The 25,716-nt window shown below is 71.3% G+C and carries 23 protein-coding genes; 12 read left to right on the forward strand and 11 right to left on the reverse strand.

All coding sequences use genetic code 11. From position 1 onward, the window contains the following. Positions 1-20: 20 nt before the first annotated feature. Positions 21-149, reverse strand: coding sequence for a hypothetical protein (locus ACG83_RS47535; RefSeq protein WP_255354669.1), 129 nt, complete (start codon positions 147-149; stop codon positions 21-23). 354 nt (positions 150-503) lie between these two features. Here ACG83_RS47535 and ACG83_RS00280 point away from each other — a divergent pair, with 354 nt between their 5' ends. Then, a complete protein-coding gene (locus tag ACG83_RS00280) occupies positions 504-1,166 on the forward strand; it encodes a hypothetical protein (RefSeq protein ID WP_054564161.1) in 663 nt (220 codons plus the stop codon). Between the two features lie 83 nt (positions 1,167-1,249). Beyond that, a complete protein-coding gene (locus ACG83_RS00285) occupies positions 1,250-3,634 on the forward strand; it encodes a type I restriction-modification system subunit M/S (RefSeq protein ID WP_235497469.1) in 2,385 nt (794 codons plus the stop codon). Here ACG83_RS00285 and ACG83_RS00290 read toward each other — a convergent pair. The 3 genes from ACG83_RS00290 to ACG83_RS00300 are packed head-to-tail and all read right to left on the reverse strand — an operon-like array spanning position 3,572 to position 7,026. Next, the gene (locus ACG83_RS00290) at positions 3,572-4,279 is read right to left on the reverse strand and encodes an SDR family NAD(P)-dependent oxidoreductase (protein ID WP_054564162.1); all 708 of its coding nucleotides are present in this window, start codon (positions 4,277-4,279) and stop codon (positions 3,572-3,574) included. The genes ACG83_RS00285 and ACG83_RS00290 overlap by 63 nt on opposite strands. Positions 4,280-4,303: 24 nt before the next feature. Continuing rightward, a complete protein-coding gene (locus ACG83_RS00295; RefSeq protein WP_054564163.1) occupies positions 4,304-6,262 on the reverse strand; it encodes an NAD(P)/FAD-dependent oxidoreductase in 1,959 nt (652 codons plus the stop codon). Between the two features lie 41 nt (positions 6,263-6,303). Then, the gene (locus tag ACG83_RS00300; protein ID WP_054564164.1) at positions 6,304-7,026 is read right to left on the reverse strand and encodes a TetR/AcrR family transcriptional regulator; all 723 of its coding nucleotides are present in this window, start codon (positions 7,024-7,026) and stop codon (positions 6,304-6,306) included. 88 nt (positions 7,027-7,114) lie between these two features. Between ACG83_RS00300 and ACG83_RS00305 the strand changes: the two genes are divergently transcribed. Then, positions 7,115-8,089: an alpha/beta hydrolase gene (locus ACG83_RS00305; RefSeq protein ID WP_054564165.1), complete on the forward strand. Its 975-nt coding sequence runs from the start codon at positions 7,115-7,117 to the stop codon at positions 8,087-8,089. A gap of 72 nt (positions 8,090-8,161) precedes the next feature. Here the strand turns inward: ACG83_RS00305 and ACG83_RS00310 are convergent, their stop codons facing one another. The 3 genes from ACG83_RS00310 to ACG83_RS00320 form a co-directional block, all read right to left on the reverse strand. Further along, on the reverse strand, positions 8,162-8,983 hold the full coding sequence (locus tag ACG83_RS00310; protein ID WP_083472937.1) for a tyrosine-protein phosphatase: 822 nt from the start codon (positions 8,981-8,983) through the stop codon (positions 8,162-8,164). Between the two features lie 324 nt (positions 8,984-9,307). Beyond that, positions 9,308-10,447 carry a GTP-binding protein gene (locus tag ACG83_RS00315; RefSeq protein ID WP_054564167.1) on the reverse strand — a complete coding sequence of 380 codons (1,140 nt, stop codon included), beginning with the start codon at positions 10,445-10,447 and terminating at the stop codon, positions 9,308-9,310. A gap of 113 nt (positions 10,448-10,560) precedes the next feature. Further along, positions 10,561-10,989, reverse strand: coding sequence for a nitroreductase/quinone reductase family protein (locus ACG83_RS00320; RefSeq protein ID WP_054564168.1), 429 nt, complete (start codon positions 10,987-10,989; stop codon positions 10,561-10,563). Positions 10,990-11,308: 319 nt separating this feature from the next. Between ACG83_RS00320 and ACG83_RS00325 the strand changes: the two genes are divergently transcribed. The 5 genes from ACG83_RS00325 to ACG83_RS00345 all read left to right on the forward strand — a co-directional run bounded on the left by ACG83_RS00325 (position 11,309) and on the right by ACG83_RS00345 (position 17,223). Beyond that, positions 11,309-12,934: a kelch repeat-containing protein gene (locus tag ACG83_RS00325; protein WP_054564169.1), complete on the forward strand. Its 1,626-nt coding sequence runs from the start codon at positions 11,309-11,311 to the stop codon at positions 12,932-12,934. A gap of 199 nt (positions 12,935-13,133) precedes the next feature. After that, a complete protein-coding gene (locus ACG83_RS00330) occupies positions 13,134-15,644 on the forward strand; it encodes an alpha-amylase family glycosyl hydrolase (protein ID WP_054564170.1) in 2,511 nt (836 codons plus the stop codon). Positions 15,645-15,691: 47 nt separating this feature from the next. Next, positions 15,692-16,150, forward strand: coding sequence for an NUDIX domain-containing protein (locus ACG83_RS00335; RefSeq protein ID WP_235497470.1), 459 nt, complete (start codon positions 15,692-15,694; stop codon positions 16,148-16,150). A 143-nt stretch (positions 16,151-16,293) separates the two neighbouring features. Further along, positions 16,294-16,737, forward strand: coding sequence for a nitroreductase family deazaflavin-dependent oxidoreductase (locus tag ACG83_RS00340; RefSeq protein ID WP_054564171.1), 444 nt, complete (start codon positions 16,294-16,296; stop codon positions 16,735-16,737). A gap of 186 nt (positions 16,738-16,923) precedes the next feature. After that, positions 16,924-17,223 carry a hypothetical protein gene (locus ACG83_RS00345; RefSeq protein WP_054564172.1) on the forward strand — a complete coding sequence of 100 codons (300 nt, stop codon included), beginning with the start codon at positions 16,924-16,926 and terminating at the stop codon, positions 17,221-17,223. 175 nt (positions 17,224-17,398) lie between these two features. Here ACG83_RS00345 and ACG83_RS00350 read toward each other — a convergent pair whose 3' ends face one another. Then, positions 17,399-17,587 carry a hypothetical protein gene (locus ACG83_RS00350; protein WP_054564173.1) on the reverse strand — a complete coding sequence of 63 codons (189 nt, stop codon included), beginning with the start codon at positions 17,585-17,587 and terminating at the stop codon, positions 17,399-17,401. Between the two features lie 513 nt (positions 17,588-18,100). On the opposite strand from ACG83_RS00350, the gene ACG83_RS00355 reads away from it, so the two are divergent. Further along, the gene (locus ACG83_RS00355) at positions 18,101-19,012 is read left to right on the forward strand and encodes an alpha/beta fold hydrolase (protein WP_054564174.1); all 912 of its coding nucleotides are present in this window, start codon (positions 18,101-18,103) and stop codon (positions 19,010-19,012) included. 20 nt (positions 19,013-19,032) lie between these two features. After that, a complete protein-coding gene (locus ACG83_RS00360; protein WP_054564175.1) occupies positions 19,033-20,346 on the forward strand; it encodes a DUF427 domain-containing protein in 1,314 nt (437 codons plus the stop codon). Positions 20,347-20,391: 45 nt separating this feature from the next. Here ACG83_RS00360 and ACG83_RS00365 read toward each other — a convergent pair whose 3' ends face one another. From ACG83_RS00365 to ACG83_RS00375, 3 genes are all read right to left on the reverse strand, one after another. After that, the gene (locus ACG83_RS00365; protein WP_054564176.1) at positions 20,392-21,237 is read right to left on the reverse strand and encodes an enoyl-CoA hydratase-related protein; all 846 of its coding nucleotides are present in this window, start codon (positions 21,235-21,237) and stop codon (positions 20,392-20,394) included. A 78-nt stretch (positions 21,238-21,315) separates the two neighbouring features. Continuing rightward, positions 21,316-22,365, reverse strand: a complete 1,050-nt coding sequence (locus ACG83_RS00370; protein ID WP_054564177.1) for a DUF2889 domain-containing protein — start codon at positions 22,363-22,365, stop codon at positions 21,316-21,318. Between the two features lie 72 nt (positions 22,366-22,437). After that, the gene (locus ACG83_RS00375) at positions 22,438-23,445 is read right to left on the reverse strand and encodes an LLM class F420-dependent oxidoreductase (protein ID WP_054564178.1); all 1,008 of its coding nucleotides are present in this window, start codon (positions 23,443-23,445) and stop codon (positions 22,438-22,440) included. 206 nt (positions 23,446-23,651) lie between these two features. On the opposite strand from ACG83_RS00375, the gene ACG83_RS00380 reads away from it, so the two are divergent. Together ACG83_RS00380 and ACG83_RS00385 are read left to right on the forward strand one after the other, a co-directional pair. Then, positions 23,652-24,428, forward strand: coding sequence for an HdeD family acid-resistance protein (locus ACG83_RS00380; protein WP_054564179.1), 777 nt, complete (start codon positions 23,652-23,654; stop codon positions 24,426-24,428). A gap of 288 nt (positions 24,429-24,716) precedes the next feature. Continuing rightward, the gene (locus ACG83_RS00385; protein WP_083472938.1) at positions 24,717-25,520 is read left to right on the forward strand and encodes an enoyl-CoA hydratase-related protein; all 804 of its coding nucleotides are present in this window, start codon (positions 24,717-24,719) and stop codon (positions 25,518-25,520) included. Positions 25,521-25,716: the final 196 nt, after the last annotated feature.

The raw sequence follows: 25,716 nt of genomic DNA on the forward strand, positions 1-25,716 counted from the left end.
GAGTTGGCCTGGCATCAGGCCTACCTGAGCTGGCCGCCGTCGATGACGTATCCGCTGCCGGTGATGAAGCTCGCGGCGGGCACGGCGAGGAAAGTGACGCTCGGCGACGTCGTGCGCGGTTCCGGCTGACGGACCGGCATCACCCTCATCAGTTAACAGTTTAGGCGCGCACTCCAGTGCGCTTGACCGCTGCGTCGCGACACACGTACGCTTCCCCCCGGACGGGTATCCACGAACAGGTGATGTGACACAGCTACTCGCGTCCCGGCCCGGACGCCCTGCGGCGGTCGGGCGCCAGCGCACCCGCGACGTGCTCCCGTACTCGAGCGTGGGCGGCCAGAAGTAGGTCGGAGCCGCACCCGCCCACAGCTGGCGGGGGATCCGGGAAATCTCTCAAAAAATGGCCGTGCCCCGGGCGGCATGCATGCAGAGGCGTGCCCGGGGCGTACGCCCATAACTGTACGCCACCCACGATGCCGCCGCACCCACCTCGGGGGACTTCCATGAGCGCCGAACCGCCCGTCTGGATCCGTGATCTTCTGTCCCCACCGCGCCTTACGCCCTATCTGCGCGCGGTCGACGGATCGGCCGAGGCGGGAATCCGTCTCTACTGGTGGAATTCGGCCGTCTCGGCCGCCTTCTACGGACCTTTGCACTGCCTCGAGATCGGCCTGCGCAACGCGCTGCACGACACGCTCCGTCGGCGCTACGCCCGTCCCGACTGGTGGACCCTCACCCAGCTCAAACCGCATGGTGCCCGCAAGGTGAAGGAAGCGTGCGAGAAGCTCGCAGGGTCGGCCGGCAGTCAGTTCGGCCCGGACGACGTGGTCGCCACTCTCACCTTCGGCTTCTGGGTCGCCCTGCTCAGCCGAGGATACGACCGGACGCTCTGGGTCCCCACCCTGCATCGTGCGTTCCCGCATTACCGGGGGTCGCGCCGCGAGCTGCACGACAGCCTCGAGGCCATGCTCCTGCTCCGCAACAGAGTGATGCACTACGAGCCGATCCACCATCGCGATCTCGCCGCCGATCGGGCGAAGATCTATCGTCTGCTGGGGTACCTGTCGCCGGAGGCAGCACGGGAGATCGAACCTCTCGATCGCATTCCGGAGCTACTGTCCCGCCGAGAGGGGATCCACAGCAACGCCTACCTGCCAAGGTTCTGAACCACGGTGGATGGAGCCTGCGGTCTCGTTCTGCCCGACCGGTCCGTCGATCACGGCACTGCCGCTGGCGAGGTGAGGAACGTATGACGGGCCCTGCCTGGGTGTCGGCCACCGAGATCGCTCGGGGCGCCGGAGTGAAACCGGCCGCGGTCAGCAACTGGCGAAGGCGACACGTGGGCTTTCCCGCGGCCGAGCAGCGGGACGGCCGCGAGGTCTTCCAGGCGGCGGAGGTTGCCTCCTGGCTTGACGGCCGTGCGGTCGCCGCCCCGGACCGCCGCGCCGATGAGGCGCCGGGCGCCACCTACGGCGACCGCTTCCGGCTGGCCGTGGACGTCCCCGAACCAGAGCCCGGACCGCCGAAGTCCGCCGATGTCCCCACAGGAACCGGTGGCCGGCTGTGGTGGGCACTCGCCGACGCCTACCGAGGCAGGCTCCTGGTAAGCGACGGCCAGCTGCCCCTCACGGGCCTCGCATTCGCTCTGCTCCACCTCCGGTTCCAGGAGGAGCAGCGATGGAAGGATCTCAGGGCTGCGGCTGGGCGGGGGCTGCCGCACGAGGTGCGAGAGCTCGTCTGGCATGCACAGGCGGCGGGCGATGGACCGGACCTGTCGCCTCTGCTCGAGAGCTCGTCCGACGTCCACCGACTCACACCAGCGATCGAGATCCTGGAGCGCCTCGAACCGGTGTCCGGTAACAGCCGCGGCAGTATTCCGACGCAGGCCGGGCCGATCGCCGACGAACTGCTGGCGCACGCGACGACGGCTGGCGGTCGGCGGTCGGGCCTTCTCACGACCCCCCGCTCCGTCGTTCGGATGGCGGTCCGCCTCACGAACCCCGGCTGCGGCGAGCGGATCCATGACCCGTTCTGCCGCGCGGGTGAGTTCCTCACCGCCGCCGCCGACCATGTCAGATCGCGAAACCCGAACACCTCGGGTCTGATCGCCAGTGGTCATGCGGGTGATTCCTCGATCGCGGGGATCGCCAGAATGAACCTGCTCCTGCATGATCTCGCCCCGCAGAATCTGCGGGCCGGCCGTGCAGGTTGGCCCGACCAAAAGCCGGATGAGATGTTCGACCTGGTCCTGGTCAACCCGCCGTTCAATGTCTCACACTGGCAGGACACCGCCTTCCTGAATTTTCACTGGCCCTACGGCGAACCTCCGAACCACAACGCGAACTACGCCTGGCTGCAGTTCGCGTTGACCTCCCTGGCCAAGGATGGTCGGGCCGCGGTCGTGATGCCCGCGGGGGCCGGTTCATCAGCCAACCCTCGGGAAAGCTTCATCCGGGCCTCCATGGTCCGCGCTGGTGCCGTCGACGCGGTGGTCTCACTGCCACCCCAGCTCTTCCCCCACACGTCGATTCCGGTGACACTCTGGATACTGCGCCGTCCAGACCACGACCGTGACGACGTGCTGTTCATCGACGCCCACCGTGCTGGGACGCCGGTCGACCGGAATCGCCTCGAACTACGTGACGAGGACATCGACCGCATCGTGGCGGCCTATCAGGATCGGTCAGTGTTGTCGTCGGGGACGGTGATCTCGCATCCGGTGGCCAGGCGGCGGATCAGCGAGGACGACTACGCGCTCAGTCCGGGCCGCTACCTGTCCTTCGCCTCCCCGTCCGCCGCCCTCGCCCCTGGCGACCCTGCCTACGCTCGGGCCTCGATCGAGGATCTCCGTCACGACCTGCGCGGGCTGCGTCGGCAGGCGGCTGAGGCCCAGGAGCGGGCGGAACTCCAACTGGGTTCGGTAGGCGACCTTCTGGACGCGGCTGCCACCAGCTGGAAACGGCTACCTCTGGGTGACGTGTGCGACGTGCTCGTGGGTTTCTCCGGCGCGATCAGAACGGACCACAACGGGCCTTCCGGAACAGCGGTCGTCAAGCCCAGGAATCTCGTGGAGAACCGGATCTCGCCGGAGATGATCGACCATGTCGCACCCGGCCTGGCAGAGAAACTCACGCGGTACCGACTCAGGCCGGGTGACATCGTGTGCGTGCGAACCGGCCAGCTCGGCCGACAGGCCCTGGTGACCGAGGAGCAGAGCGGTTGGCTGATCGGCACATCCTGCCTGCGCCTGCGCCCAGACGAATCCGTGGATCCCAGCTACCTGCTCTATTATCTGGCCCTTCCCCAGACCCACGAATGGCTGCTCGCCCATTCGACCGGTTCGGCGGTCAGGCTGGTCACCGCGGCGACCATACGCCGACTTCCGCTCCTGCTTCCGGTCCGTGGTCAGCAGGAGCAGATCGGCGCTGCGGTGAGTGCTTTGGATGACCTTGCGGCACTCCACGACCGGATCCGCCGGGCTGGTACCGGGCTCCGCGACGCGCTTCTCCCGCTGGTTTTTCGCGATCCGGGACGAGGGGATCCGATTGCGGCGGAGCGGTCGGCAGCAGACCTACAGCAGCTGGCCGCCGTCGACGGCGTATTCGCTGCCGGTGATGAAGCTCGCGGCCGGTGAGGCGAGGAAGGCGACGACCTCGGCCACGTCCTGCGCGGTTCCGGCGCGGCCGAGCGGCAGTTCCCTTCCCAGCCGGTCGACGGTGGACGGATCGAGCATCGGGGTCGCGATCGGGCCCGGCACCACCGCGTTCACCCGGATTCGATCCCGGCTGAGTTCCTTGGCCGCCGCCTGGGTGAACCCGCGGAGCGCGAACTTGGAGGACGAGTAGGCGCTGTGGTTCGCGAACCCGCGGACGGCGGCGACGGAAAGGGTGTTGACGACCGCGGCGTCGTGGTTCTTCGCCGCGGCGCGCAGGGCCGGCAGTGCGACCTGCACTCCGAGAAAGGCGCCAAGGCAGTTGATCTCCCACAGCGCGCGCATGCCGTCGGCGGTCTCCTCCGGGATCGAACCACTCCGGAGCACTCCCGCGTTGTTGACCAGGACGTGCAGGGCGCCGAAACGTTCGACGGCGATCTCGACCACCCTCCCCCAGTCGTTCTCGCTGCGGACGTCCCCCTGGCAGTCCACGACCAGCGGGTCGTTGCTCTCCGGGGTGGTCAGGTCCATGGCGACCACGGCGTAGTCCTGTGCGCGCAGGCGGCGGACGACCGCGGCTCCCTGCCCTCTCGCGCCACCCGTGACAATGGCGACCCGGTGGGTCATGTTCTTTCTCCTCCGTGCAGAGAGTCAGGTGAAGAGATAGGACCCGGGCTCGACGTCGCGGGTCATCCGCCAGTAGTCGACCAGGCGCCAGGGGCTCAGAACGTGCACCCTGCCGTCGTCGCCCTTGTACCAGGAATGCCGCACCGCCGGATGCGCCCAGACCGTGCCGGCCAGTTCGGCCCGCAGCCGCTCGACATAGTCGTCGAACGCCTGGGGGGTCACCTCCATCGACCGGTGCCCGCCCGTCAGCAGTGCCCGCAGGCACGATCCGATGAAGCGCAGCTGGCATTCCGAGTGGAAGATGATGCTCCCGGCGTGCGCGAGGTTCGTGCCGGGGCCGTACATCAGGAAGAGGTTCGGGAAACGCGGCACGGTGATACCCAGATGCGCCGCCGGGCCGTCCGCCCACTGTTCACGCAGGCTCACCCCACCGCGGCCGGTGATGTCCATCGGGGCGAGGAACTCGTTGGCTCGGAAACCCGTCGCCAGGACGATCACGTCGACCTCGAAACGCCCCCGGCCGGTGACGACGGCGTCGGGCTCGATCCGGATGATCTCGTCGCGGACCAGGTCGACGTTGTCCCGGCGCAGGCACCGCAGCCAGCTTCCGTCGTCCTGCAGCAGCCGCTTCCCCATCAGCGGGTAGTCGGGAACCACCTTGGCGAGCAGCTCCGGATCGTCGCCGACCTGGCGCTCGATCCAGGACAGGAGCACCCGGCGCCGCGCCTCGTTCGCGGCGTTGACGGACTCCGGGAGCCCCGGCCAGTCCGGGTCCACCCGGACCAGGTCCAGGGCCTTGTCACTGGCCTGGTACATGAGCATGAACCGGTACCAGGACGCGTAGCCGGGCAGATGGCGCATGGCCCATCTCGCCCCGTCGTGCACGGCCTGGCGGTATTTCCGGTTCGGTGCCATCCACTGGGCGCTGCGCTGGAACACGACCAGGCTTTCGACGTCCTCCGCGATCGCCGGGGCGACCTGGAAACCACTCGCGCCGGCACCGATCAGCGCGACCCGCTTCCCGGCCAGCCCGACCGAGTGATCCCAGCGGGCGGTGTGGAAGACCGGGCCGGAGAAGGTGTCCAGGCCGGGGATCTCGGGGGTCAGCGGGCGGTTGAGCTGCCCGACCGCCGAGATGACTATGTTCGCGTCGAGGCGGGTCTGCGTCCCGTCCGGGCCCCGGGTGACCAGGTGCCATTGTGAGGCGGCCTCGTCCCACGTCGCGGAAAGCACCTCCGTGTTCCAGCGGACGTGCGGCGCGATGTCGTGGCGGCGCATCACCTGCCGGAAGTAGCTCAGCAGCTCCGGCTGCTGGGAGAAGTAGCCGCCGAAGCCGTCGCTGGGCTCGAACGAATAGCAGTAGAAATGGTTGCCGACGTCCACCCGGCAGCCCGGGTAGCTGTTCTCCAGCCAGGTTCCGCCGACGCCCGCGTTCTTCTCGATGATGGTGAACGGAATCCCGGCCTGCTTGAGGCGAACCCCGGCGAGCAGCCCGGACTGGCCGCAGCCGATCACGACGACGGAAAGGCCGTGGCGCGCCGCGGCGTCGAGGTCACCGAGGTCCAGCCGCCGGGGGTCGTCGCCCCCGATGTTCATCTCCTCCAGGAACATCGCGGCGTACTCGTCGGCGACCGGTTCGCAGACCAGCCAGGCCATGATCTCCCGCGCGAGCGGGCCGGGCGGCGGAGGCACCGGCGGGCAGCCGGCGTCCCGGTAGGCCCGGATCGCGGCCAGCGCCTGTTCGCGCAGGGCGCGTGACTCGTGCTCCTCGAGCCCGCCCTGGAAGTCGTTCGGAATGAAGGTCCGTGGCCGCAGCGGCCCGCGGACGAAGGCGGGGTCCCCGGTGAGATGGGCCATCGACGCGACCAGCGTCGGCACGCTGACGCCTTCCAGGAACGCGGCGATCTGGTCGTCGTCCTGGGTGATCGGAGGAAGTAAGGAGGACGAGGAGCCTTCGGTTCTCCGGGAGACGCCGGCTGGCATTCTTTTCATCCTTCCCGAGCGGGCATCCGGTCAGGTGCGGGTCACTGGTGGAGCGGCACGCCGCTCAGCGCCGTGACCGCGCGGGCGATCTCGGCCGGGGGCAGCGGCCGCATGATGTTGTGCTGGACGGCACCGAGCAGGTAGAGGTGCACCGCGCGGGCCCGCTCCGCCGGGTCCGGGACACCGCATCCCCCGATGGCGTCCTCGAACAGCGCGCGGATGGTCTCGAAGCAGGTCAGCACCTCGGCGTGGGCGCCCCGGGGCCAGGCGTGCGCCAGATAGGTGGTCCACAGGACCAGGCTGTTCAGCCTCGCGTCCGCACCGAGCGCCACGCCGCCGCCTCCCGGGGCCGTCTCGCCGCCCGGCGCAGCGGTGCCACCCGGTTCCGCGGTGCCGTCTTCGGGAGGGAGGTCGGGAGGGAGGAAGGTCCGGACCAGGGCACGGAAGGCCGCCGGGCCGTCGGCCGCGGCGTCCATGTGCTGGCGTACGTGGTCGGCGAACTGCCGCAGGAAGGTCAGGACGGCCAGGTCGACAAGCTCGCCCGCGTCGTCGACGTAGTAGTGGACCGTGCTTTTCGTCAGGCCGGCCTCCTCGGCGACGGCCCGGGTCGTGCAGGCGGCGATCCCCGAGCGGGCCACCAGACGGGCCGCGGCCTGCGCGATGCGCGCACGTGCCGCCTGCTGGTTCGGCGACCAGCGTGCGGCCTGGTCTGCGGTGACAGCCGCCGGTTCGCTGACCGGTTCACCGACCGCGGGGCCTGTCATGCGACATACACTCCGATCCGGACAGGCGTCCGAGGAGTTCGGACATCCGTCCAAAGCATAGCCGTCGCGCGACAAGGAGGGCGGGCCGATGGGCAACGCCGAGGTCAGGCTGTCACTGCCACCGGGGCAGGACGCGGACGCCGCGGAGCTCGCGGCCCGCATCAGGCAGCTCGGCCAGCCGTCGATGCGCGAGCGGGGTGTCGACGGCGCGCGCGCCTACCTGGAGGAACGGTCCGCGGCCGGGTCCGCCGGCCCGGACGTCGACCACGTCCACGACGCCACCGTGGACGTGCCGGGCCGGGCCGGGGTGCCGGTTCGCGTCTACCGGGCGCGGCGACGGCCACAGGCACAGGCCGGCGCCGGTCTCCCGGTGGTGGTGTACTTCCACGGCGGCGGCTGGGTCATCGGCAGCGTCGCCTCCTCGGACTCCTTCTGCCGGCGGCTCGTCCACGCCGCCGACTGCGTACTGGTGTCGGTCGGCTACCCGCTGGCGCCCGAGCATCCCTACCCACACGCCGTCGACAGCGCGGTCGCCGCCATCGCATGGTCGGCCGCCCACGCGCCGGAATGGGGAGGCGACCCGGCCCGGCTGGTGGTGCTCGGCGACTCGGCCGGCGGGAACATCGCCACCGTCGCCGTCCGCCGGCTGCTCCACCACGGCGGGCCGCCGGTGGCCCGGCAGGTCCTCGCCTACCCGGTGACCGCGGGCGGGCAGGTCCGCGCCGGCGGCCACTTCGGCGCCGACTGGCCGCTGACCGACGACGACCTCAACTGGTTCTCCGACCACTACGTACCGGACCCGGCGCTGCGCCAGGACCCGGATGTGGCACTGCTGCACGCCGACGTCGGGGACCTGCCGCCCACCACGCTGCTCCTCGCCGGCTGCGACCCCCTCGTCACCGAAGGCCTCACCTACGCCGACCGGCTGTGGCAGGCCGGCGTCCGCGTCGACCTGCACCTCTACGCCGGGCAGATCCACGGCTTCCTGACCCTGGACCCCGCCGCCCTGCCTCGCGCCGAGGAGGCGCTCGGTCTCGTCGCCAACGCCATCCGCAACACCTGACAGCGCCAGCCCCACGGCATGCGCCTCAGCCAGCGCCGCCGCGGGGACGCCGTGGGAACCGCCGGGAAACGGTCACGGGCTCTGCGTGGCCTGCCCGGGCACGAGGCTCCTGCGCAGCCCGGAGACCGCCTCGTCGCTTACCCCCACCCGCGAGGCCCACCCGTCGACGCCACCGAACCGGTCGCCGACCAGGCCGAGGAAATGGATCATCGTCAGGTTCCGCAACATCACCGGCTTTATTCCGTCAGCACTCTGCGCGACGTACAGCGGATTCGCCCGCAGGCGTTCCGCGATCGTCAGCGCGTGGGAGTTGCTGGCGATGTAGTCCGAAATTATGTGCTCGTCCGTGACCTCGACCAGACCGAGCAGGAGAGCCGCGACCAGCCCGGTGCGATCACGCCCCGCGGCGCAGTGGAAGAGCACCGACTCGCCCACCGACACCGCACCCGCGATGATGCCGATGATCTCCGCGAGGGCCTCCGCGCCCTCGACCAGGTTCACGAAGTAGCCCTCGGCGAGCGCAATGGGATCGCGGCCGTCGGGGAAGGGCTCGCGACCGATTCTCCCCTCGGGAACCACGGAGACGTGGACGCACCGCACCTCGGGCAGGAGCCGCTGGTCCTGGAGCCCGTCTCCGTCGGATTCCTCGCGCGTTCGAATGTCCACGACCGTACCGACACGCATCTCGCTGACGAGCCGGTGCCGGTCCCGCTCCGACATGCGGTCCAGAGCGCCGGACCGATACAGGACACTCGACAACGTACGCAAACCGCCCAACGTGGCGAGACCACCGAGATCCCGCGCATTGGTTATCCCGTCAAAGGGTGTCAAGTTCCCCAAACCAGACCTTCCACCTGAATTTGACCACAATTCACCATGAAGGTACTTCACCATACGGATACACAAAGCTCGACCCGAATGCAGCCCATCGCATTCTTCATGCTTTCCAGGCCCGCCTTGGAGTGTACCGCCGCCCAGGTTTTCGTCATGCCGCAGACAGGGCACGAACCAACGGGGCACCGAGCCGGGGAATCCGTTACCCAGGGCCGCCGGCCCGCCCGGGTGAGTCCGAAGAGTGAAGGATTTTGGTCGTCAGAACGACCAAAATCCTCTCTTCTTGTGGATTGTCAGCGACTCCGGCCTCTTTTCGCCCCGCTGCGGGAGCCCTTGCCTGTCGCTCGCTCCAGCCCGAGTTCGGGCGGCGGCCGAACGAGCGGGTCAGACGCTCAGCCGCCGGTAGCGGGCCAGTCGGCGGACGTCGTCCGCGGTGGGCCGGACGGTGCAGGGTGCGACGGCCGCCTCCAGCCGGGCCTGGACGCCGGGCAGGTCGAGGCGCAGGCCGATCGCGACCAGGCCGTCACCGCCGTCGGCCGCGGAGCCTGGCCCGGCTGTGCCGGGGCCGGGGCCAGGGCCGGGGCCGGGACTGGTGGGCCTGGGGATGCCGGGCTTGGGGATGCTGGGCCGGGCGGCGATGTGGATCTGGCCGCCGACGAGATTGACCACATGGGGGCGCAGGCCGCGGCCGGTGTCCACGGTCACGGTGCCCTTGAGGCGGTAGACGCCCGGTGGGGGCCGCTCGATCAGATCGACCAGCCGGCCCGGGTCGACCGGGCCGGTGGCGAGCACGGTCACCGCGTCGGCCCGCGGGTGCGCTTCGCCGTCGTGGTCGTGGGCGTGGCCCTCACCGTCCCCCGTTTCGCCGGCCTCCCTGGCCGCGGCGGCGAGCGGGAGCTCGTCGATCGGGTCGTGCGGGTTCGCGGTGTCGAGGACCAGGGCGGGATCGAGGCGACCGTGCGTCGTCTCGACGATGTGGACCTGCGGGTTGGACTCGCGGACCCGGTCGGCGATCCGTCCCAGGATGTCCGCGCGGTGCTCCGGCGGGAGCCGGTCGGTCTTGTTGATCACGACGAGGGTCGCGGAGGCGAACCGGGCCGGAGGCAGGCCGGTGCCCGGATCGACCGTGTCGAAATAGGCGGCGGCGTCCACGACGTCGACAAGGCCGCCGGGGCGCACCCGAGGAACCCCGCTGAACCGGATGAGCCGGGCGAGTGCCGGCGGGTCGGCCACCCCGCTGGCCTCGACGATCACCGCGTCGAGGCGCAGCTTCGGCTGGCTCAGCTTCGCCAGCGCCACGTCGAGGCCGTCGGTGTCCGGCAGGCAGCACAGGCATCCACCGGCGATGGAGGCAGGCTCGTCCACCTGGCCGCTGACCAGGGCCGCGTCGACGTTGATCGCGCCGAAATCGTTGACCACCACACCGAGCCGCGCCCCGGGCGCCCGCAGCAGGTGGTTCAGCACCGTCGTCTTGCCCGCGCCCAGATATCCGGTGAGCGCGACCACCGGCACCCGCACAGCCATCCCCCACCCGCCTCCTCGTCTACCGGCATCTTCCTCCTGCTCGGATTCCTCCTGCTCGGCGCCGGTACGGGAGCCCGGGGGCCGGACCAGCCGCGCCCCGCGCAGGTGTGATGTCAGCGCGGCTCCAGCAGGACCAGCGGAATCAACCGTTTCGACTTGCGCTGGTATCCCTCGTAGACCCGATTGCCCGCGACGACCCGCGGCCACAGCCGGTCGCGTTCCGCCTCCGTGGCGACCCGGGCGCGCATGGGCCGCCACGCGCCACCGCGGAGGCGGACCTCGACGTCAGGCTGGGCGCGGAGATTGAGGAACCAGTCGGGATGGCGGTCGTCGCCGCCTCGGGAGGCCACCAGCACGATCGACGTGCCGTCGCGGACCGGCGAGGTGAGCATGATCGTGTGCTGGTGGCCGCTGCGGCGGCCGACCGTCGTCAGCTCCAGGACGGGCATGCCGATCGCACGCCAGCCGAGCCGGCCGCGGGTCGCCTTCAACAGCAGCCTGTGCGCGCTGTTCATGGCCTTGAAGCCACGCTCGCTCACCATGTCCCGGCCCTCGATCCGTCCTCGCCGCCCGGCCCGGCAAGCCTAAGGCCCACTCCGCACCGTGCCCCGTCGAGCCATCGAGCGGGTGGTCTGGTGGGCTGGTTGGCATTCGCGGCGGGTGACCCCCGATGGTCACGCACAGCCATGACTACTCTCGGAAACTAGGGGAAGACACTCCGTGCCCGTCGCGACCCTCGATGTGGCAACGACCGCGGCTAACCAGAGCCGACCATCCTCGTGCGCCGCCGATCAGTGATCGGCGGCGCACGGTGTCCACCCAATGGTCCGGTCCCGCTCGGGGCCTCGGAGGGGGGAACCCATGAGCTGGTCACGAACGTCCCAGCGCTGTGCGTCTCGCGCGTTCGTCCTGACCGCCACACTGACCGCGGCCCTGGCCACGCCGATCCTCTTCGCACCAGACGCCCACGCCCAGCCAACCAGCCCGGCCACCCAGTCGGCCGCGCCGACCTACGGGACGGGCACGCCGACCAACGGAACCGGATCGCCGACCGGGACGACCTCGCCGACCGGGACGGGCTCGCCTTCGCCCAGCGGCACGGCGAGCGCCGCACCCGGCGCCGCAGGCGCGGCCGGCGCGAAGTGCCCGACGCTGCCGGAGGTCTCCGGCCCGCTGCGGACCTGGCAGTCCGTCGCCGACCTGCCCTCGGCGCGTACCAACCTGGGGGCGACCGCCGGCTGCGACGGAAAGATCTTCGCGATCGGCGGTGAGACCACCAGCGGCGCGGCGGGTGCCGGTGGAGCGGGCGGAGCGGGCGGAACCGGTTCGCCGACCGGTTCACCGACGGGGTCGCCGACCACGACGGGGCCCACCTCGACCTCCCCCTCCCCCACCGGGTCGCCCCAGACCGGCGGTCCGACGACGTCCACGACTCCCCCGGCCGGTGGCGAGATGGGGCAGACGCCCGGCGTACGGCTGACGCCGGCCGCGTTCAACGGCGACATGCCCACCGACATGCCCACCGACATGCCGACCCACATGCCAACCGACATGCCCGGCTCGCCGGGTAGCGACACAACGACGCCCACCACCACACCCACCACCACGTCGCCGGGCTCGACGGCGACGTCCAGCGGCTCGCCGACGTCGTCGGCCAGCGCCTCGCCGGGCACCGGCGGCGCCGGCGGTGCGGCCGCGTCACCCGGCGCGGGCAGGCCGGTGGACACCGTCCAGGTGTTCGACCCGAAGAGCGGTGCCTGGTCCAACGCGGCGTCGCTGACGACCGCGCGTACCCGCCCGGCCGCCGCCACCGACACGAACGGAAACGTCTACGCGATCGGTGGGCGTACCGGTGACGACGCCACCCCGACGAACTCCGTCGAGGTCTACTCACCGTCGAGTGGCTCCTGGAGCAGCGGGCCGTCGCTGCCGAAGCCGATGGGCGACCCGAGCGCGACCCGCGGCACCGACGGGAAGATCTACGTCCTCGACTCCTCCACGCTGGCCATCTACGACCCGGGCAGCAGGAGCTGGTCCACGGCCTCGGCTCCGCCGTCGGCCACGACCTCGCCCGCCCTGGCGAGCCTGCCGGACGGCCGTATCCTCGCCGCCGGTGGGCGTACCTCGGGCAACGGCAGGACGGCCTCGTCCAACGCCTATGCGTACACACCGGGCTCCGGTGGCGCGCCCGGCGGTTCCTGGGTTCAGGTAGCCGACCTGCCGACCGGTGTCTCGGACGCGGCGGCGGCGACCGGGCCGGACGGCCGGGTCTATGTGACCGGTGGCCGGGACAGCAGCGGGAAGGTCGTCGGTGACACCCAGGTGTTCACCCCGGACGACGACAAGTGGTCGGCCGGCCCGAGCGGGGCGCTGTCGACCCGCGCCGGCGCCGGTGCCGCGACCGGTGGTGACGGCCAGGTCTACGTGACCGGCGGTACCTCCAGCTCCGGTTCCGCACTGGATTCCACCGCGTCGCTGAGCGAGTGACCCGCCCGCCGATCCTGTGAGGATCTTCTGAAGTAAGATCATCTGTCGGCGCTGTTCTCCCGGGCGGTCCTCCCGGGAGAACAGCGCTGACGCGTGCGCCGGGCCCCGTCACGGCCGCCGGCCCGCCCCGGGCACCCGACGCGCGCCTACGCTGATGGGTGGCCCCGTCGGGTACCGAAAGCCACAAAGCGCGCCAAGCATGACATTCTGGTCGGTCATGCAGGACACCGGAACCGTTCGCGTCGACTTCGTCTACCACACCGGAGTCGGACGTCGGATCGCGGACGAGGCACTGCTCGCCGGCGGCTGGGACGAGCAGGGGCGGCCCGCCGCCGCGTGGTCGACGACGGCGATGGAGCGCTTCGTCGCCGAGGACGGCACCGCCGCCTTCCGCGCCTCGGTCACGCTGGACGCGAGTACCTCCTGGACCGTCGACTGGGGTGTGTGGCTGGTCCGTCCCGACGGCTCGCGGGTGTGGGGGATCCCCGCGGAGCTGGCGGACCCGCAGGTCACGACGCAGGTCCGCCAGCTGCGGATCGAGCCGCAGGACGGGCCGGCGGCCCAGGCCGAGTTCCGGCTCGCGACGCACCGGCACAACGGCGCACGACGACTGATCCGCGACACCGGCGGCGAGGTCGACGCCGGCACCGGGCCCGCCGGCACCGGCAACAGCCTGGGAGCCAGCACCAGCTTCGGAGCCGGCGCCGGAGCCGAGACGGCTGAGCGGATCCGGTTCCGGGTCTGGGCGCCGCACGCGCGTGGCGTCGAGGTGGCCTTCGCCGGGCCGAGCGGCTACATCGCCGACGACGGCCGAGGCGAGGACGACCAGCTCACCAGGCTGCCGATGCGCGCGGTGGCCGGCGGCTGGTGGGAGGCCGCCGCCCCCGGCTTCACCGACTGGGTCGGCCGGCGCTACGCCTACCGCATCGTGCGCGACGACGGCTCGGTGGCCTGGCGGTCCGACATGTACTCGACGCGCCAGTGCGGCGCCGGTGACGTCGACCCGTGCGGCGCCCCCTACGACGGGCCGGCCCACGAGCTGGACGGCGCCGTGAGCTGCTCGGTCATCGTCGACACCCGCGACGACGCCCGGTTCTGGGCGGACGAGTTCGACCCGGCGCGGCCCGTCCCGCGCCGGGTCGAGGACCTGGTCATCTACGAGCTGCACGTGGGCTCGCTGGGGTTCGGCCACACCGCGGCCGGCACCTTCGCCGACGCGACGGCCCTGCTGGACCACCTCGTCGACCTGGGGGTCAACGCCGTCGAGCTGATGCCCATGTTCGAGTTCAGCGGGACGAGATCCTGGGGCTACGGCAGCTCGCATCTGCTCGCCGTCAAGCAGAACGCGGGCGGACGGGAGGGGCTGCGGGGATTCGTCCGCGCCTGTCACCGGCGCGGGCTCGCCGTGCTCATGGACGTCGTCTACAACCACTACAGCCCGAACGCCCAGCGCTGCGCCTGGCAGGTCGACAGCACGGCCGCGAGCCGGAACATCTACTACTGGTACGAGGGCGCCGAGACCGACCACCCCCACCCGGACGGTGGCTACCTCGACAACATCTCCTCCGGCTGGGCTCCGCGCTACCACGATGAGAACGTCCGCGCGCTGTTCATCGCCAGCGCGGTCGCGCTGCTCGACGACTTCCACATCGACGGGCTGCGGGTCGATCAGACCACCTCGATCCACGCCTACAACAGCCTGCACGCGGACGGGAGCCCCGTCGGCGCGGCGAACATCGCCGGGCGCAAGTTCCTGCGCGAGCTGTGCCAGACCCTGCGTGTCGTCGACCCGCAGGTGATGCTCATCGCGGAGGACCACTCAGGCTGGGCCGAGGTGACCAGGCCCGCCGAGGAGGGCGGGCTCGGCTTCGACGCACGCTGGTACGTCGACTTCTACCACCACCTGATCGGTGACAAGGGTGAGGGACCGGAGTACGCGAAGCTGCTGCACACCGCCGGGCGCGACCAGCACGGGCCGCTGGCGATGGGCCGGTTCGGTGCCGCCCTGACGGCAGCGGCAGACCACGCCGTGGTCTACACGGAAAGCCACGACGAGGCGGGCAACGCCGAGCAGACCGCGCGCAACGTCCTCGTCGCCGTCGACCACGCCCCGCTCGACGGCGAGACCGCGTGGTTCGCCCTCGCCCGGCTGCGGTGCGTCGCGGCGCTCACGCTGCTCTCCCCCGGCACGCCGATGTTCCTGATGGGCGACGAGGTGGGTGCCGACCAGGCGTTTCTCCACGACTCGTTCACCGAGGCCAAGGAGGATCTCGCCGGGCTGCGCGCGAACCGCGGCGCCGGCCAGTTCGCCTGCTACCAGGCGCTCGTCGCGCTGCGGCTGGGCAGCCCGGCGCTGCGGTCGCGGTCCGTCGAGGTGGTGGCGGCCGACGACCCGGCCCGGCTGATCGCCTTCCGTCGCTGGGACGCCGGCGAGGAGTTCCTCGTGGTGGCGAGCCTGGCCAACGAGCCCGCGACCGGCCGCACGCTGTCGCACCCGTCGCTGGCCGGCCGGCGGTGGAAGCCGGTGCTGGACACCGACGCCGTGGCCTTCGGCGGCCGCGGCACCCGGCGGGAGCGGGCACTGTCCGCACGCGGGGAGACGCTCCGGCTCGACGTGGCGGCCGTCAGCGTCCGCGTTTACCGCAGGCGCACGACAAGTTCACACCATGGACGTCCCTGGCGGCGGTGGGCGGGCAAGCTGGGCTGGTGACCACACCGCCGGCCGAAGCCGCCAGCGTCCGCGGAGGAGGCCCGTCGGTGATCGAACGTTTCGTGCTCTGCTCGCGCGGCTGCCAGCACTGGGGTGCCCTCGGCGCCGCCGGTGTGCTGCTGCGGGCAGCCGCCGACCCGGATCCGAGGTATCTGCTCGTCCTGCGCCATCCCCGGTCGCATCAGGGCGGCACCTGGGCGCTTCCCGGCGGAGCGCTCCTGCCCGGCGAGTCCGCCCTGGCCGGGGCGTTGCGGGAGGCCGAGGAGGAGCTCGGCCCGCTGCCGGCACACATCCCCCGTGCACACCCGCCCGCCCGCGAATACATCGACGACCACGGGCAGTGGTCATACACGACGCTGGTGCTGGAAATCGGCACGATGTTCGAACCCTCCGCCGCCAACTGGGAAACCGCGGACTGGACCTGGGTCTCGGCCCGCCACGCGCTGACGATGCCACTGCTGCCCGCGCTGCGCGCGGCCTGGCCAGCCCTGACCGACGCGGTCTGACGCCGAGCCTGCGACGGCCTGGCGGCTCGGCGCGTCGGCTCGGCGCGTCGGCTCGGCGCCGCGTCCCCGGGCACCCGACACACCGCGGGCCCGCGCGGCGCCGGATGGGAAGGAGCCGCTCACCAGCGGTGTTGACTCACAGCATGCCGTTGACTGGTGAATACGAGCCAAGCCCCGCCGAATGGGTACGCAAGCAGGTCGAGGAGTACGAAAGCTCCGGCGGAACACGCGGCACCGAGCTGCGCGGCGCACCGGTGATCATTCTGACGACCCTGGGCGTGAAGTCGGGCAAGATACGCAAGAGCCCGCTGATGCGGGTCGAGCACGAGGGCCACTACGCGGTGGTCGCCTCCCTCGGTGGCGCGCCGAACCACCCGGTGTGGTTCCACAACATCGTCGCCCATCCGCAGGTGGAGCTGCAGGACGGGCCGATCCGCCAGGACATGGTCGCCCGTGAGGTCATCGGGGCGGAAAAGGCGCTCTGGTGGGAACGCGCGGTCGCGGCCTGGCCGGACTACGCGGATTACCAGAAGAAGACCGAACGCGAGATTCCGGTGTTCGTCCTGGATCCCGCCCAGGCCGGGTGACCAAACAGGACGGGTAGCCGGAAAGCGACAGGACGCCTAACCGGCACCATTTCTTGCCACCCCGCTCCGTTACCACAGAATTCCTTGGCTGGACGGCCGGCGGAGGCGATCTGGAGTAGCGTTCACGTCGCCTTCGCCGAACCATTCGGCGAAGGATTGATGAAACACGAGAGGGGATCAGCGAGAATGGACCAGCAGCAGCGTCAGCAGGTCGAGCAGCAGCTGCGTCGGAACTGGAGCCAGATCCGCTACCGGATCCTGGACCAGTTCGGCCAGGTCAGCACCGCCGACCTTGACGCCGCCACCAGCGTCAACGACCTCGTTGCGCGGATCGCGGACAAGACCCACCACAGCGAGCGGTACGTCCAGAACCGCCTGCAGGAGCTCGCCGGTGTCGGCGCCGGCCAGAACCTCTCCGGTGGTGACCGCCTCGGCGCCAACATCGGCCAGGTCGGCCAGCAGGGTCAGCCGTTCGGCGCTCAGTAGTCCGGCTGCCGGCCGGCAGCCTGCATTTCGGCTGCCGGCCGGCAGTTCACTGAACCTTTTCCACCGTCGAATCGGACTTCACGGCAGCACTGGCCGCGAACCGTGAGATGGAAGGTTCACAGTTCGGCTCCAGGTCCGGCTCGCCGCCAGGCGGTCCGCCGGACAGATCGATCCGCTACTTGGCGTGTGTGTCAACACATGGTTCACACGCGCCAAGTAGTGCTCGAATCTCCAGAAGGCCGTCGATCAGCTCGAGTGTCGCTGCGTCACGCGGGAGCCGTCGCAGCTCATCGAGCATCGCGTCGGTCTCCTCCACGGTCGGGACGCCGTCAATCGACGCCGCCAGCTCAACAATCGCGGCCATGATCCCACCATCTTCCGGATCCGTAGCGCGTACCGCGCGTCCGAATAACCCTGGTCGGCATGATGCCAGATGGGTGCTCATCGGGCATTACGCAGGTGTCAGGTCCGTTCGGCAGCCAGCGAGACGATCCCCCAATCCCGATCTCCGCGAACAGGCCACCATGCACGCGACGTCCACGGCCAGGTCGTACGAGCGAGGAGCCAACCGCTTTCCGTGGCCTTTCTGTTACGTGTCGACCGGAAGCCCACGTGCTCGTATCGGTGTAGTTACCCGCTCAGCACGTCATCAAGCTCACACCGAGAAATGCCTCGGCCCCGGCACAGGCCCGCGGCGAGAAAGGCGCGGCCGGGCGTCGGCCGGACCGGGGTGACGTCCACCGGCCCGCGGGCGAGAACCAGCTCCCGGCCCGGTGGCCGGACCCGTCCGCCCGGCTGCGGGAGGGTCCGGGGAACATCGGTCCCGCACAGATCGTCGTTCAGACGACGAAACGTCTCTACGAAGCGGGGTCCACCGATGCCGTACTTCGACCTGGGGGTCGAGACGAGGCTGTTCTTCACCGACGACCCCGCCCAGGACGCTGACGACCCGGCGGCCGAACCGCTGCTCCTGATCCACGGCTGGTGCTGCGACTCGCACGACTGGAACGCCCAGATCCCCGACTTCCTCGGCCACCACCGGGTGATCTCCTTCGACCTGCGCGGGCACGGCCGCTCCACCGGCTCCAAGGGCCTGCGCCCGAGGGTGCTCGCCGCGGACGTCGCCGCGCTGCTGCGCCAGCTCGGCATCACCGGGAGCGCCAGAGGCGCTGGAGGCACTGGGAACGCCGGGAGCGCTGGAAGCGCTGGGGGCCGGGTGGTGGCGGTCGGGCACTCGCTGGGTGCCATGGTGGCCAGCGCGCTGGCCGTCGAGAGCCCCGAGCTCGTCCGCGGCGTGGTCGCCGTCGAGCCGGCGTACGGCCTCACCGAGGCAGAGGTCGAGCGGACCACGCGGACGCTGGGTGACCTGGGCGCGCCGGGCACGCAGCAGCGGTTGTTGCGCTACCTGGCCGCACTCGCCGGCCCCGAGGCGCCCCGGCCGCTGACGACCTGGCACCGGCGCCGGGCGATGGGGGTGCCGCTCGACGTCGCCCAGGCGGCGCTGGCCGGGATGTGGCTGGCCGAGGACCAGTTCGGCAGCCGGGAGCGCAGCACCGCCTACCTGCGCGGGCGGTCCTGCCCGGTGCTGGCGGTCTACTCCGAGCGGCAGGGCGACCGGGCGGACTGGGAGCGCGGCCTCGCCACCGGGCCCTGCGACGAGGTGCATCAGCTGCCCGGCGGCCACTGGCTCCACCAGGAGCATCCCGACCTGTTCAACTCGCTCGTCCTCGGCTGGATCGACCGGCTGCCCGCCACCGATCGCTCGTCCCGCACCCGGGCCCGGTGTTAGCTTCACTTGGCGTGGAGCCTGTGACGTCCGAAGTGTCGGCGGAGAGTCCCGCGTTATCGCACCAGCCGTGCGGCTACCTGGCTCGGGCCTGGTGGGGCGACGTGCTGGTGGCCGAGTCCCGGGCCGCCGTCCGGGTGCGGGAGGCGACCGAAGATCCCGTTCTCTACTTTCCCCCCGCCGACGTGCGCACCGAGGCCCTGCACAGCGAGGGCCGCACCACCACCTGCCCGGTCAAGGGCCAGGCACGGCTGTGGACGCTCGAAGGCAAGGTGCAGGCCGGCTCCCGGGACTGGCATGACCCCGGCGGCGTGATCTCCGTCGACGGGCGCGACGCCGTCTGGGCCTTCTCCGAGCCCGCTCCCGGGCTGGAATGGCTGACCGGCCTGGTCGCGTTCGACCACGACCGGGTGCGGGTCGAGGTGGTCGACGCCGGCCCGGGTTCGGACGAACGCGACACCACGATCAAGCGGTTCCCCACCTGGGGTGACGCCGCGGACCTGATCGACATCATGAACGTGCGCCCGGCCGGGGAACGCCGGTACGTCAGCATGACGCTCGCGGGCGCGCGGCGGCCGGTCGTCGAGGCCAGCCAGATGCTCGGGCAGGCGATCGTGGCGGCGGGCCGCCACGCGCCCGAGCGCAGGGTCGTCTCGGCGCACATGGTGTTCTACCGGGCGGCGGACGCCCGGGAGCCGCTGGAGTTCGAGATCGACGAGCTCAGCGCCGGCCGCAGCTTCTCGACGCTGGCCGTGCATGTCTCGCAGGGCGGGCGCCGCCGCGCGAGCGGCACGCTGCTGCTCGACGTCACGGCCCCGGACGTCGTCCGCCACCAGGCCGCCACCGAGCCGTGCGCGGGCCCCCACGACAGCGAGCCGTACGACATGTCCGTCACCGGGCGGGACATCCGGATGGTCGACGCGGCGTACACCGACGACCCCGACGCACCGGTCGGCCCGCCGGTCATCGACACCTGGGTCCGGTTCCGGGACGTCCCGGTGGACCCGCCGCTGCACGCCGGGCTGCTCACCCAGTTCACCGGCCACATCTCGATCGCAGCCGCACTGCGCCCGCACGCCGGGGTCGGGCAGAGCCAGGCCCACCGCACGCTGTCGACGGGGATCAACGCGATCGGCATCTCCTTCCACGCCGCGGTGCGCGCCGACGAGTGGATGCGTTATCACCACCTGTCCACGTTCGCCGGCGACGGGATGACCCACTCGGAATGCCGGGTGCACGACGAGGCGGGCGCGCTGGTCGCGTCGTTCACCGTGGACGCCATGCTGCGCCCCTTCGCCCAGAAGGCGCACGCGGCGGACGACCGGCTCGCACTGTGAGCCTGCCGGCGGGACGGGCAGACGGGACGGGACGGGCGGGACGGGCTACCGGCCGGCCTGTTCGGGCGTGGTGACCGAGGGCAGGTCCTGGTAGCGCGCGGCCCGCTTGTCAAACCTGGCCTGGACGGACTCCGCCACCTCGCCGGGCTGGAAGGCGCCGCCCTGCCAGGTGGCGGTGTAGGTCAGCCCGTCCGCGACGGTGTGGTCCCGTGCGTGCAGCAGCAGTTCCTTGCTCCCCCACACCGCGACCGGGCTGTTCGCGACGATCTCCGCGGCGATCTCGCCGACGCCGCGGAGCATCGCGTCCCGGTCCGGGAACACCTGGTTCACCAGACCGGCGGCGAGGGCCTGATCGGCGGGCAGCCGGCGCCCGGTGTAGACGAGCTCCCGGGCGAGGCCGTCCGGGATGACCCGCGGCAGGCGCTGCAGCGTCCCGAGATCCGCCGGAATTCCGATCTTGGTCTCCTGGACCGTGAAGAAGGCGTCCGCGGTGGCGTACCTCATGTCGCAGGCGGTGATCAGGTCGACGCCACCGCCGATGCACCCGCCCTGTACCGCGGCCAGCACGGGGACCCGCAGCCGTTCCAGGGCCGTCAGGGCTTCCTGCATCCGCAGGATCAGCGACCGGCGGGCGAGGTTGGCCCGGGCCGGCTCACCGTCGGCGAAGAGCTCGGCGCTGCCGAAGGCGGACAGGTCCAGACCCGCGGTGAAATGCCGGCCGGTGGACGCCACGACGAGCGCGCGGACGGCGCCGTCCGCACCGAGCCGGGCCAGCGCCTGCGGGAACTCGTACCAGAACTCCGGCTGGAACGTGTTGAGCTCGTCCGGCCGGGAGAGCACCAGCCAGGCGACCTGGTCGACGATGTCGATCTCGAAGTTTCGGCTACCCACGGCTGACTCCCTGACTCCCCGCAAAGGCACGGACGGCGAACGTTTCACACTCACCCGGCGGCGGCCCCGGGCTCCCGGTCACGCGGCCGCGGCCGGCCCGGGCAGGAGCGAGGCGAGAGCGGGCACGAAGACCAGCGACCGAAGCGTGTCATTGAGGTGCGTGCAGGTGCTTGTACCCCGCAGCTGCGCCCGCACCACGTCACGCACGTCGGTGGCGGCGACGCCGGTCAGGCGGGACGCGCTTGCCGCCGCGAACGGGCATTCCACCCAGGGCAGGACCCGGGGATACGCCGTGATCTCCGTGAGGACACCGCTGGCGAGATCGAGCCGGGCGGTGACCGTGTACTCGTGGATGACGGTCTCGGGCCCGCCGTCGGACTGGTAGCTGTCCCGGAAGAACAGGTCCACGTCGGCGGCGCCGGGCATCGCCGGGGAGCGCACGACGTCCAGGCGGCGGTGCCGGCGCATGCCGTGCGGCGGCAGCGGCGGCAGCTCGTGCCAGCCCTGCGGGTCGTCCGGGCGGACGAGCGGCGGGGTGGCCGGGCCGGTCACCATCGGCGGCATCCCCTCCCGCTCGATGTTCTCGATGATCGTCCCGCCCTGGGCCCAGCCGGCGCACTGGTCGGCCTGGGCCAGCAGGAAACGCCCGCCGGGCAGGACATACCCCATCCGGCTCACCGCGTAGCCCGAGATGAGCCCGACCACGGACACGTCGTCCAGCATGGCCGCGAGCAGCGGCAGCCTCTGGTCGAGCTCGGGCAGCAGCTCCGCGAGGCGGCGGCGGAACCCCGACGTGCCCCCGGTGGCCACCAGCTGGCGCAGCGCCGGCACGGCCGGGTCGGCCTCGAGGCGGCGGATCTCACGCCCGCCGGAGAAGGCGAGCTCGAGGTGGAAGCGCGCCGCGTCGGCCTGCGCGGCCACGCCGTCGGGCGCGGTGACCAGGTCCCGGCCGCGGCCGACGAGATGCAGGTCCCCGTCGGCCCCGTCCGGGTGCAGCGCGTCGATCGTGATCGTTCGCCGGACCGAGCCGGGACGGCGGACCGGGCTTCCCACCACCGGGTCGTGCAGGCCCCGGCGGGGATGCAACGGCGGCTCGGCGGGAGGCGGGTCCACGAACTGCCAGCTCACAGCGACGGTCTCCCTCCGGGCCGGCCGGGACGGGTCAGCGGCGTCCCGGCCGGTCAGCGGTGTTCCGGACGGTTAGCGCGCGGCGTCCAGGACAGCGGGCCAGTGCGCCTTGTTCGAGCCGCCCGCGTCGTAGAGGGTCGTCCGGGCGTAGACGCCGCCGATCTTGGCGACGAGACCGCGCCCGACCTCCTCCGGCGAGCCGATCACCGAGAACTCCGCCAGCATCTCGTCGGTGATCAGCCCCGTCATGTCGTCCCAGCGGCCCTGCTTGGACAGCGCCGTCAGCTCCGGCTGCACGTCACCCCAGCCGTGCAGCTCGAGGACGGAACGGTAGGCCGGGGTGGAGCCGTAGAAGGCGATCTGCTTCTTCGTCGCCGCGACGGCGCGGGCCATCTCCTCGTCCGTCCGCCCGATCGTGACGAACGCCGGCCCGCAGACCGTGAAGCCGTCCAGGTCGCCGCGGCCGGCCCGGGCGCGACCGCGCAGCAGCGCCGGAATGGTCACTTCCTCGATATAGCGCATGGTGCTGAACGGATGGACGAAGAATCCGTCGGCGACCTCGCCGGCGACCTCCGTCATGCCCGGGCCGACGCCGGCGAGAAAGACGGGGGGCGGGCCGAACGCATGGGGTTTCGGGGTGAAGAACGGCGTCATGAGCGTGTGGGTGTAGAAGTCGCCGCGGAAGTCCAGCTTGGTGCCGTTCTGCCAGCAGTCCCAGATCGCCCGGACGGCGAGGATGAGCTCGCGCATCCGCGCCGCGGGATGCGACCACGGCATGGAGAAACGCCTTTCGATGTGCGGCTTGATCTGTGAGCCGAGACCGAGGACGAACCGCCCCTCGCTGTACTGCGCCAGGTCGTAGCCCAGGTTCGCCAGCGTCATCGGGGTTCGCGCGAAGGCGATCGCGATCGACGTCCCGACGGTGATCGAGTCGGTCACGATCGATGCCTGCAGACACTGGAGGAACGGGTCGTGGCTGGTCTCCCCCACCCAGGCCCCGGCGTAGCCGTCCTTCTCGACCTCGACCGCGGAGCCTGCGGTCACGGCGATGTCGTCCGACAGGTTGTAATCGATCTTCATCGCTGCTCCTCGCCCCGGTCCACCGCCGACCACCGATCCTCAGGTTGGCGTCCCCGCACCGATGCAGGCAACCGATCCAGGCCCCCTCGACAAGTCACATAACAGGTCGCATCGATCTCGTAACGCACGGTATGAAATCCGAAGCCTCCGGGCACGGGTGAGGGAGAACCCGCACACGACAACCACCCTGCTGGAGGGATGACTTCATGAGTGCATCAGGCGATCGCGGCCACGATCTTCGCGGCCACGGCCACGATCTTCATGGCCACGCCTTTCACGAGCATGGCCGCGGCCGTGGCCACGGCGGCGCGGCCGGTGGTGCGGGAGCGGGCCAGGACCTGGGCGCCAAGGCCATGGGGGCGCTGCTCCCGCTGGGCATCGGCTGGCTGCTGTTCGCACTGGCCATCCCGATGTTCGGACTGACCACCGGCAAGTCGATCGCCGTCATGCTCGGGATCACGCTGCTGCTGGGTGCGCTCAGCGAGCTGGTCACCGGCCTGGCTTCCGGCGTCTCCTGGCGGCCCACACACGCGGCCCTGGCCGTCGCGCTGGCCGCCGGCGGCATCGTGGCGCTCGTCTGGCCCAGCCCGACACTGGCCGTGGTCGCCCGGATCGCCGCCTGGTCACTGCTGGCCCTCGGCATCCACGCCCTGGTCTCGGCGTTCTCGCAGCGGCAGGCAGCGCATGGGGGCACCTGGTGGGCTCCGCTGACCATCGGCGCGTTCTCGGTCGCGATGGCGTTCTGGGCCGCAGTACATCACCATCCCACGTACTCGCTGGTCGTCCTGTGGGTCGCGCTCACCGCGCTCGTGATCGGTCTGACCAAGTTCGCCGCGACCATGCGCTCCGCGGACGGTGAGGAGCCCCGCCTGGACACCCTCATGCACAGCGGCTTCAGCGGGCGGGCTGCCGCCGGCGCAGCCCGGGCCGAACAGCAGCCGCACCTGGACCCGGCCGCACCCGCCCGCGGCGGCGGAAGCTGAGATCGCAGGCTGCGGACGCCACGGCGGCCGGTGGTGCGCATGCGCAGGCACGCGCCCGCCGGCCGCTCGGGTCGCGCGCACCCGGTCGATGGTCGCGCGCACCCGGTCGATCCGGCTTCGCCCGGTTCGTCCGCTCCGTCGCCGACCCGTCGTCCGTCACATCTGAACCGATCCGTCGTCCGTCACATCTGACGAGCGCCGGACAACGGCGGTCGCCTAGTCTCCTTGACGACGTGCGGGTGGCGACGGATCAGACCAGACCAGGGCCAAATCACTGAGGCGGGCAGCGTGACGACGGAAACCGACGACCGCGAGATTCTGACCGAGATCCGCGACGGGGTCTGTGTCATCACCTTCAACCGCCCGAAGGCGCGCAACGCGATCACCGCGACGATGGGCCCCGCCTACGCGGACGCACTGCGCGCGGCGGACGACGATCCGGCCGTCCGCGTGATCGTCGTGACCGGCGCCGGCCCCGGCTTCTGCTCCGGCGCCGACCTGGACGTGCTGCGCGGCGGGCCCGAGATGATCAAGAAGTTCATCCCGGCCCGGGAGGACCTGCCGACGCTGGCCGTGCGGCTGCGCAAGCCCGTGATCGCCGCGATCAACGGCGCCGCCGTCGGCATCGGCTTCGCCTACATGCTGGGCAGCGACATCCGGTTCGCGGCCGAGTCGGCGAAGATCGCGACCGCCTTCTCGCGCCTGGGGCTCGCCGCCGAGTACGGCGTCTCCTGGCTGCTCCCGCGGGTGATCGGCGTGCAGGCCGCGATGGACCTCCTGCTCAGCGGCCGGACCCTCGACGCCCAGGAGGCGGCGGCCATCGGCCTCGTCCACCGGGTGGTCCCGGACGGCACCGTGCTCGACGCCGCCCTCGCCTACGCGGCGGACCTGGCTGCCAACTGCTCGCCGTTCTCGTTCGCGACCATCAAGAAGCAGGTCTACGCCGACCTCGACCGCTCCGCGGACGACGCCCTCACCGACACGCTCCAGCAGATGGACATCGCCTTCGACGGCCCGGGACTCGCCGAGGCGCTCACCGCACGGACCGAGAAGCGGCCCGCGGTCTTCGACGCGCTGCCCGCGCGGGACTGAAGCACCGCCCCGAGCGGACCGGGACCGAGCAGGACCGACCGGGGACCGACCACGAGCAGGACTGGACGAGCCTGACCGGCCAGGGCTGGCGGGGAGGGCCGGGCAGCCCGGTCGGTCAAGGGGCGAGCGGCTCGGATCGGCGGGCCGCAGGCTGCAGGCGGCTGGTGGCTCCGGTCGCCCTGGAGGCCACGGCGCG

The sequence above is a fragment of the Frankia sp. R43 genome, assembly GCF_001306465.1.
Taxonomy (GTDB): Bacteria; Actinomycetota; Actinomycetes; order Frankiales; family Frankiaceae; genus Parafrankia; species Parafrankia irregularis.

Excerpts from the sequence above, each read along its gene's own strand:
- ACG83_RS47535 (WP_255354669.1), bottom strand. The coding sequence starts at position 149 with ATGAGGGTGATGCCGGTCCGTCAGCCGGAACCGCGCACGACGTCGCCG.
- ACG83_RS00280 (WP_054564161.1), top strand. The coding sequence starts at position 504 with ATGAGCGCCGAACCGCCCGTCTGGATCCGTGATCTTCTGTCCCCACCG.
- ACG83_RS00285 (WP_235497469.1), top strand. The coding sequence starts at position 1,250 with ATGACGGGCCCTGCCTGGGTGTCGGCCACCGAGATCGCTCGGGGCGCC.
- ACG83_RS00290 (WP_054564162.1), bottom strand. The coding sequence starts at position 4,279 with ATGACCCACCGGGTCGCCATTGTCACGGGTGGCGCGAGAGGGCAGGGA.
- ACG83_RS00295 (WP_054564163.1), bottom strand. The coding sequence starts at position 6,262 with ATGCCAGCCGGCGTCTCCCGGAGAACCGAAGGCTCCTCGTCCTCCTTA.
- ACG83_RS00300 (WP_054564164.1), bottom strand. The coding sequence starts at position 7,026 with ATGACAGGCCCCGCGGTCGGTGAACCGGTCAGCGAACCGGCGGCTGTC.
- ACG83_RS00305 (WP_054564165.1), top strand. The coding sequence starts at position 7,115 with ATGGGCAACGCCGAGGTCAGGCTGTCACTGCCACCGGGGCAGGACGCG.
- ACG83_RS00310 (WP_083472937.1), bottom strand. The coding sequence starts at position 8,983 with ATGGTGAAGTACCTTCATGGTGAATTGTGGTCAAATTCAGGTGGAAGG.
- ACG83_RS00315 (WP_054564167.1), bottom strand. The coding sequence starts at position 10,447 with ATGGCTGTGCGGGTGCCGGTGGTCGCGCTCACCGGATATCTGGGCGCG.
- ACG83_RS00320 (WP_054564168.1), bottom strand. The coding sequence starts at position 10,989 with ATGGTGAGCGAGCGTGGCTTCAAGGCCATGAACAGCGCGCACAGGCTG.
- ACG83_RS00325 (WP_054564169.1), top strand. The coding sequence starts at position 11,309 with ATGAGCTGGTCACGAACGTCCCAGCGCTGTGCGTCTCGCGCGTTCGTC.
- ACG83_RS00330 (WP_054564170.1), top strand. The coding sequence starts at position 13,134 with ATGACATTCTGGTCGGTCATGCAGGACACCGGAACCGTTCGCGTCGAC.
- ACG83_RS00340 (WP_054564171.1), top strand. The coding sequence starts at position 16,294 with ATGCCGTTGACTGGTGAATACGAGCCAAGCCCCGCCGAATGGGTACGC.
- ACG83_RS00345 (WP_054564172.1), top strand. The coding sequence starts at position 16,924 with ATGGACCAGCAGCAGCGTCAGCAGGTCGAGCAGCAGCTGCGTCGGAAC.
- ACG83_RS00350 (WP_054564173.1), bottom strand. The coding sequence starts at position 17,587 with ATGGCCGCGATTGTTGAGCTGGCGGCGTCGATTGACGGCGTCCCGACC.
- ACG83_RS00355 (WP_054564174.1), top strand. The coding sequence starts at position 18,101 with ATGCCGTACTTCGACCTGGGGGTCGAGACGAGGCTGTTCTTCACCGAC.
- ACG83_RS00375 (WP_054564178.1), bottom strand. The coding sequence starts at position 23,445 with ATGAAGATCGATTACAACCTGTCGGACGACATCGCCGTGACCGCAGGC.
- ACG83_RS00380 (WP_054564179.1), top strand. The coding sequence starts at position 23,652 with ATGAGTGCATCAGGCGATCGCGGCCACGATCTTCGCGGCCACGGCCAC.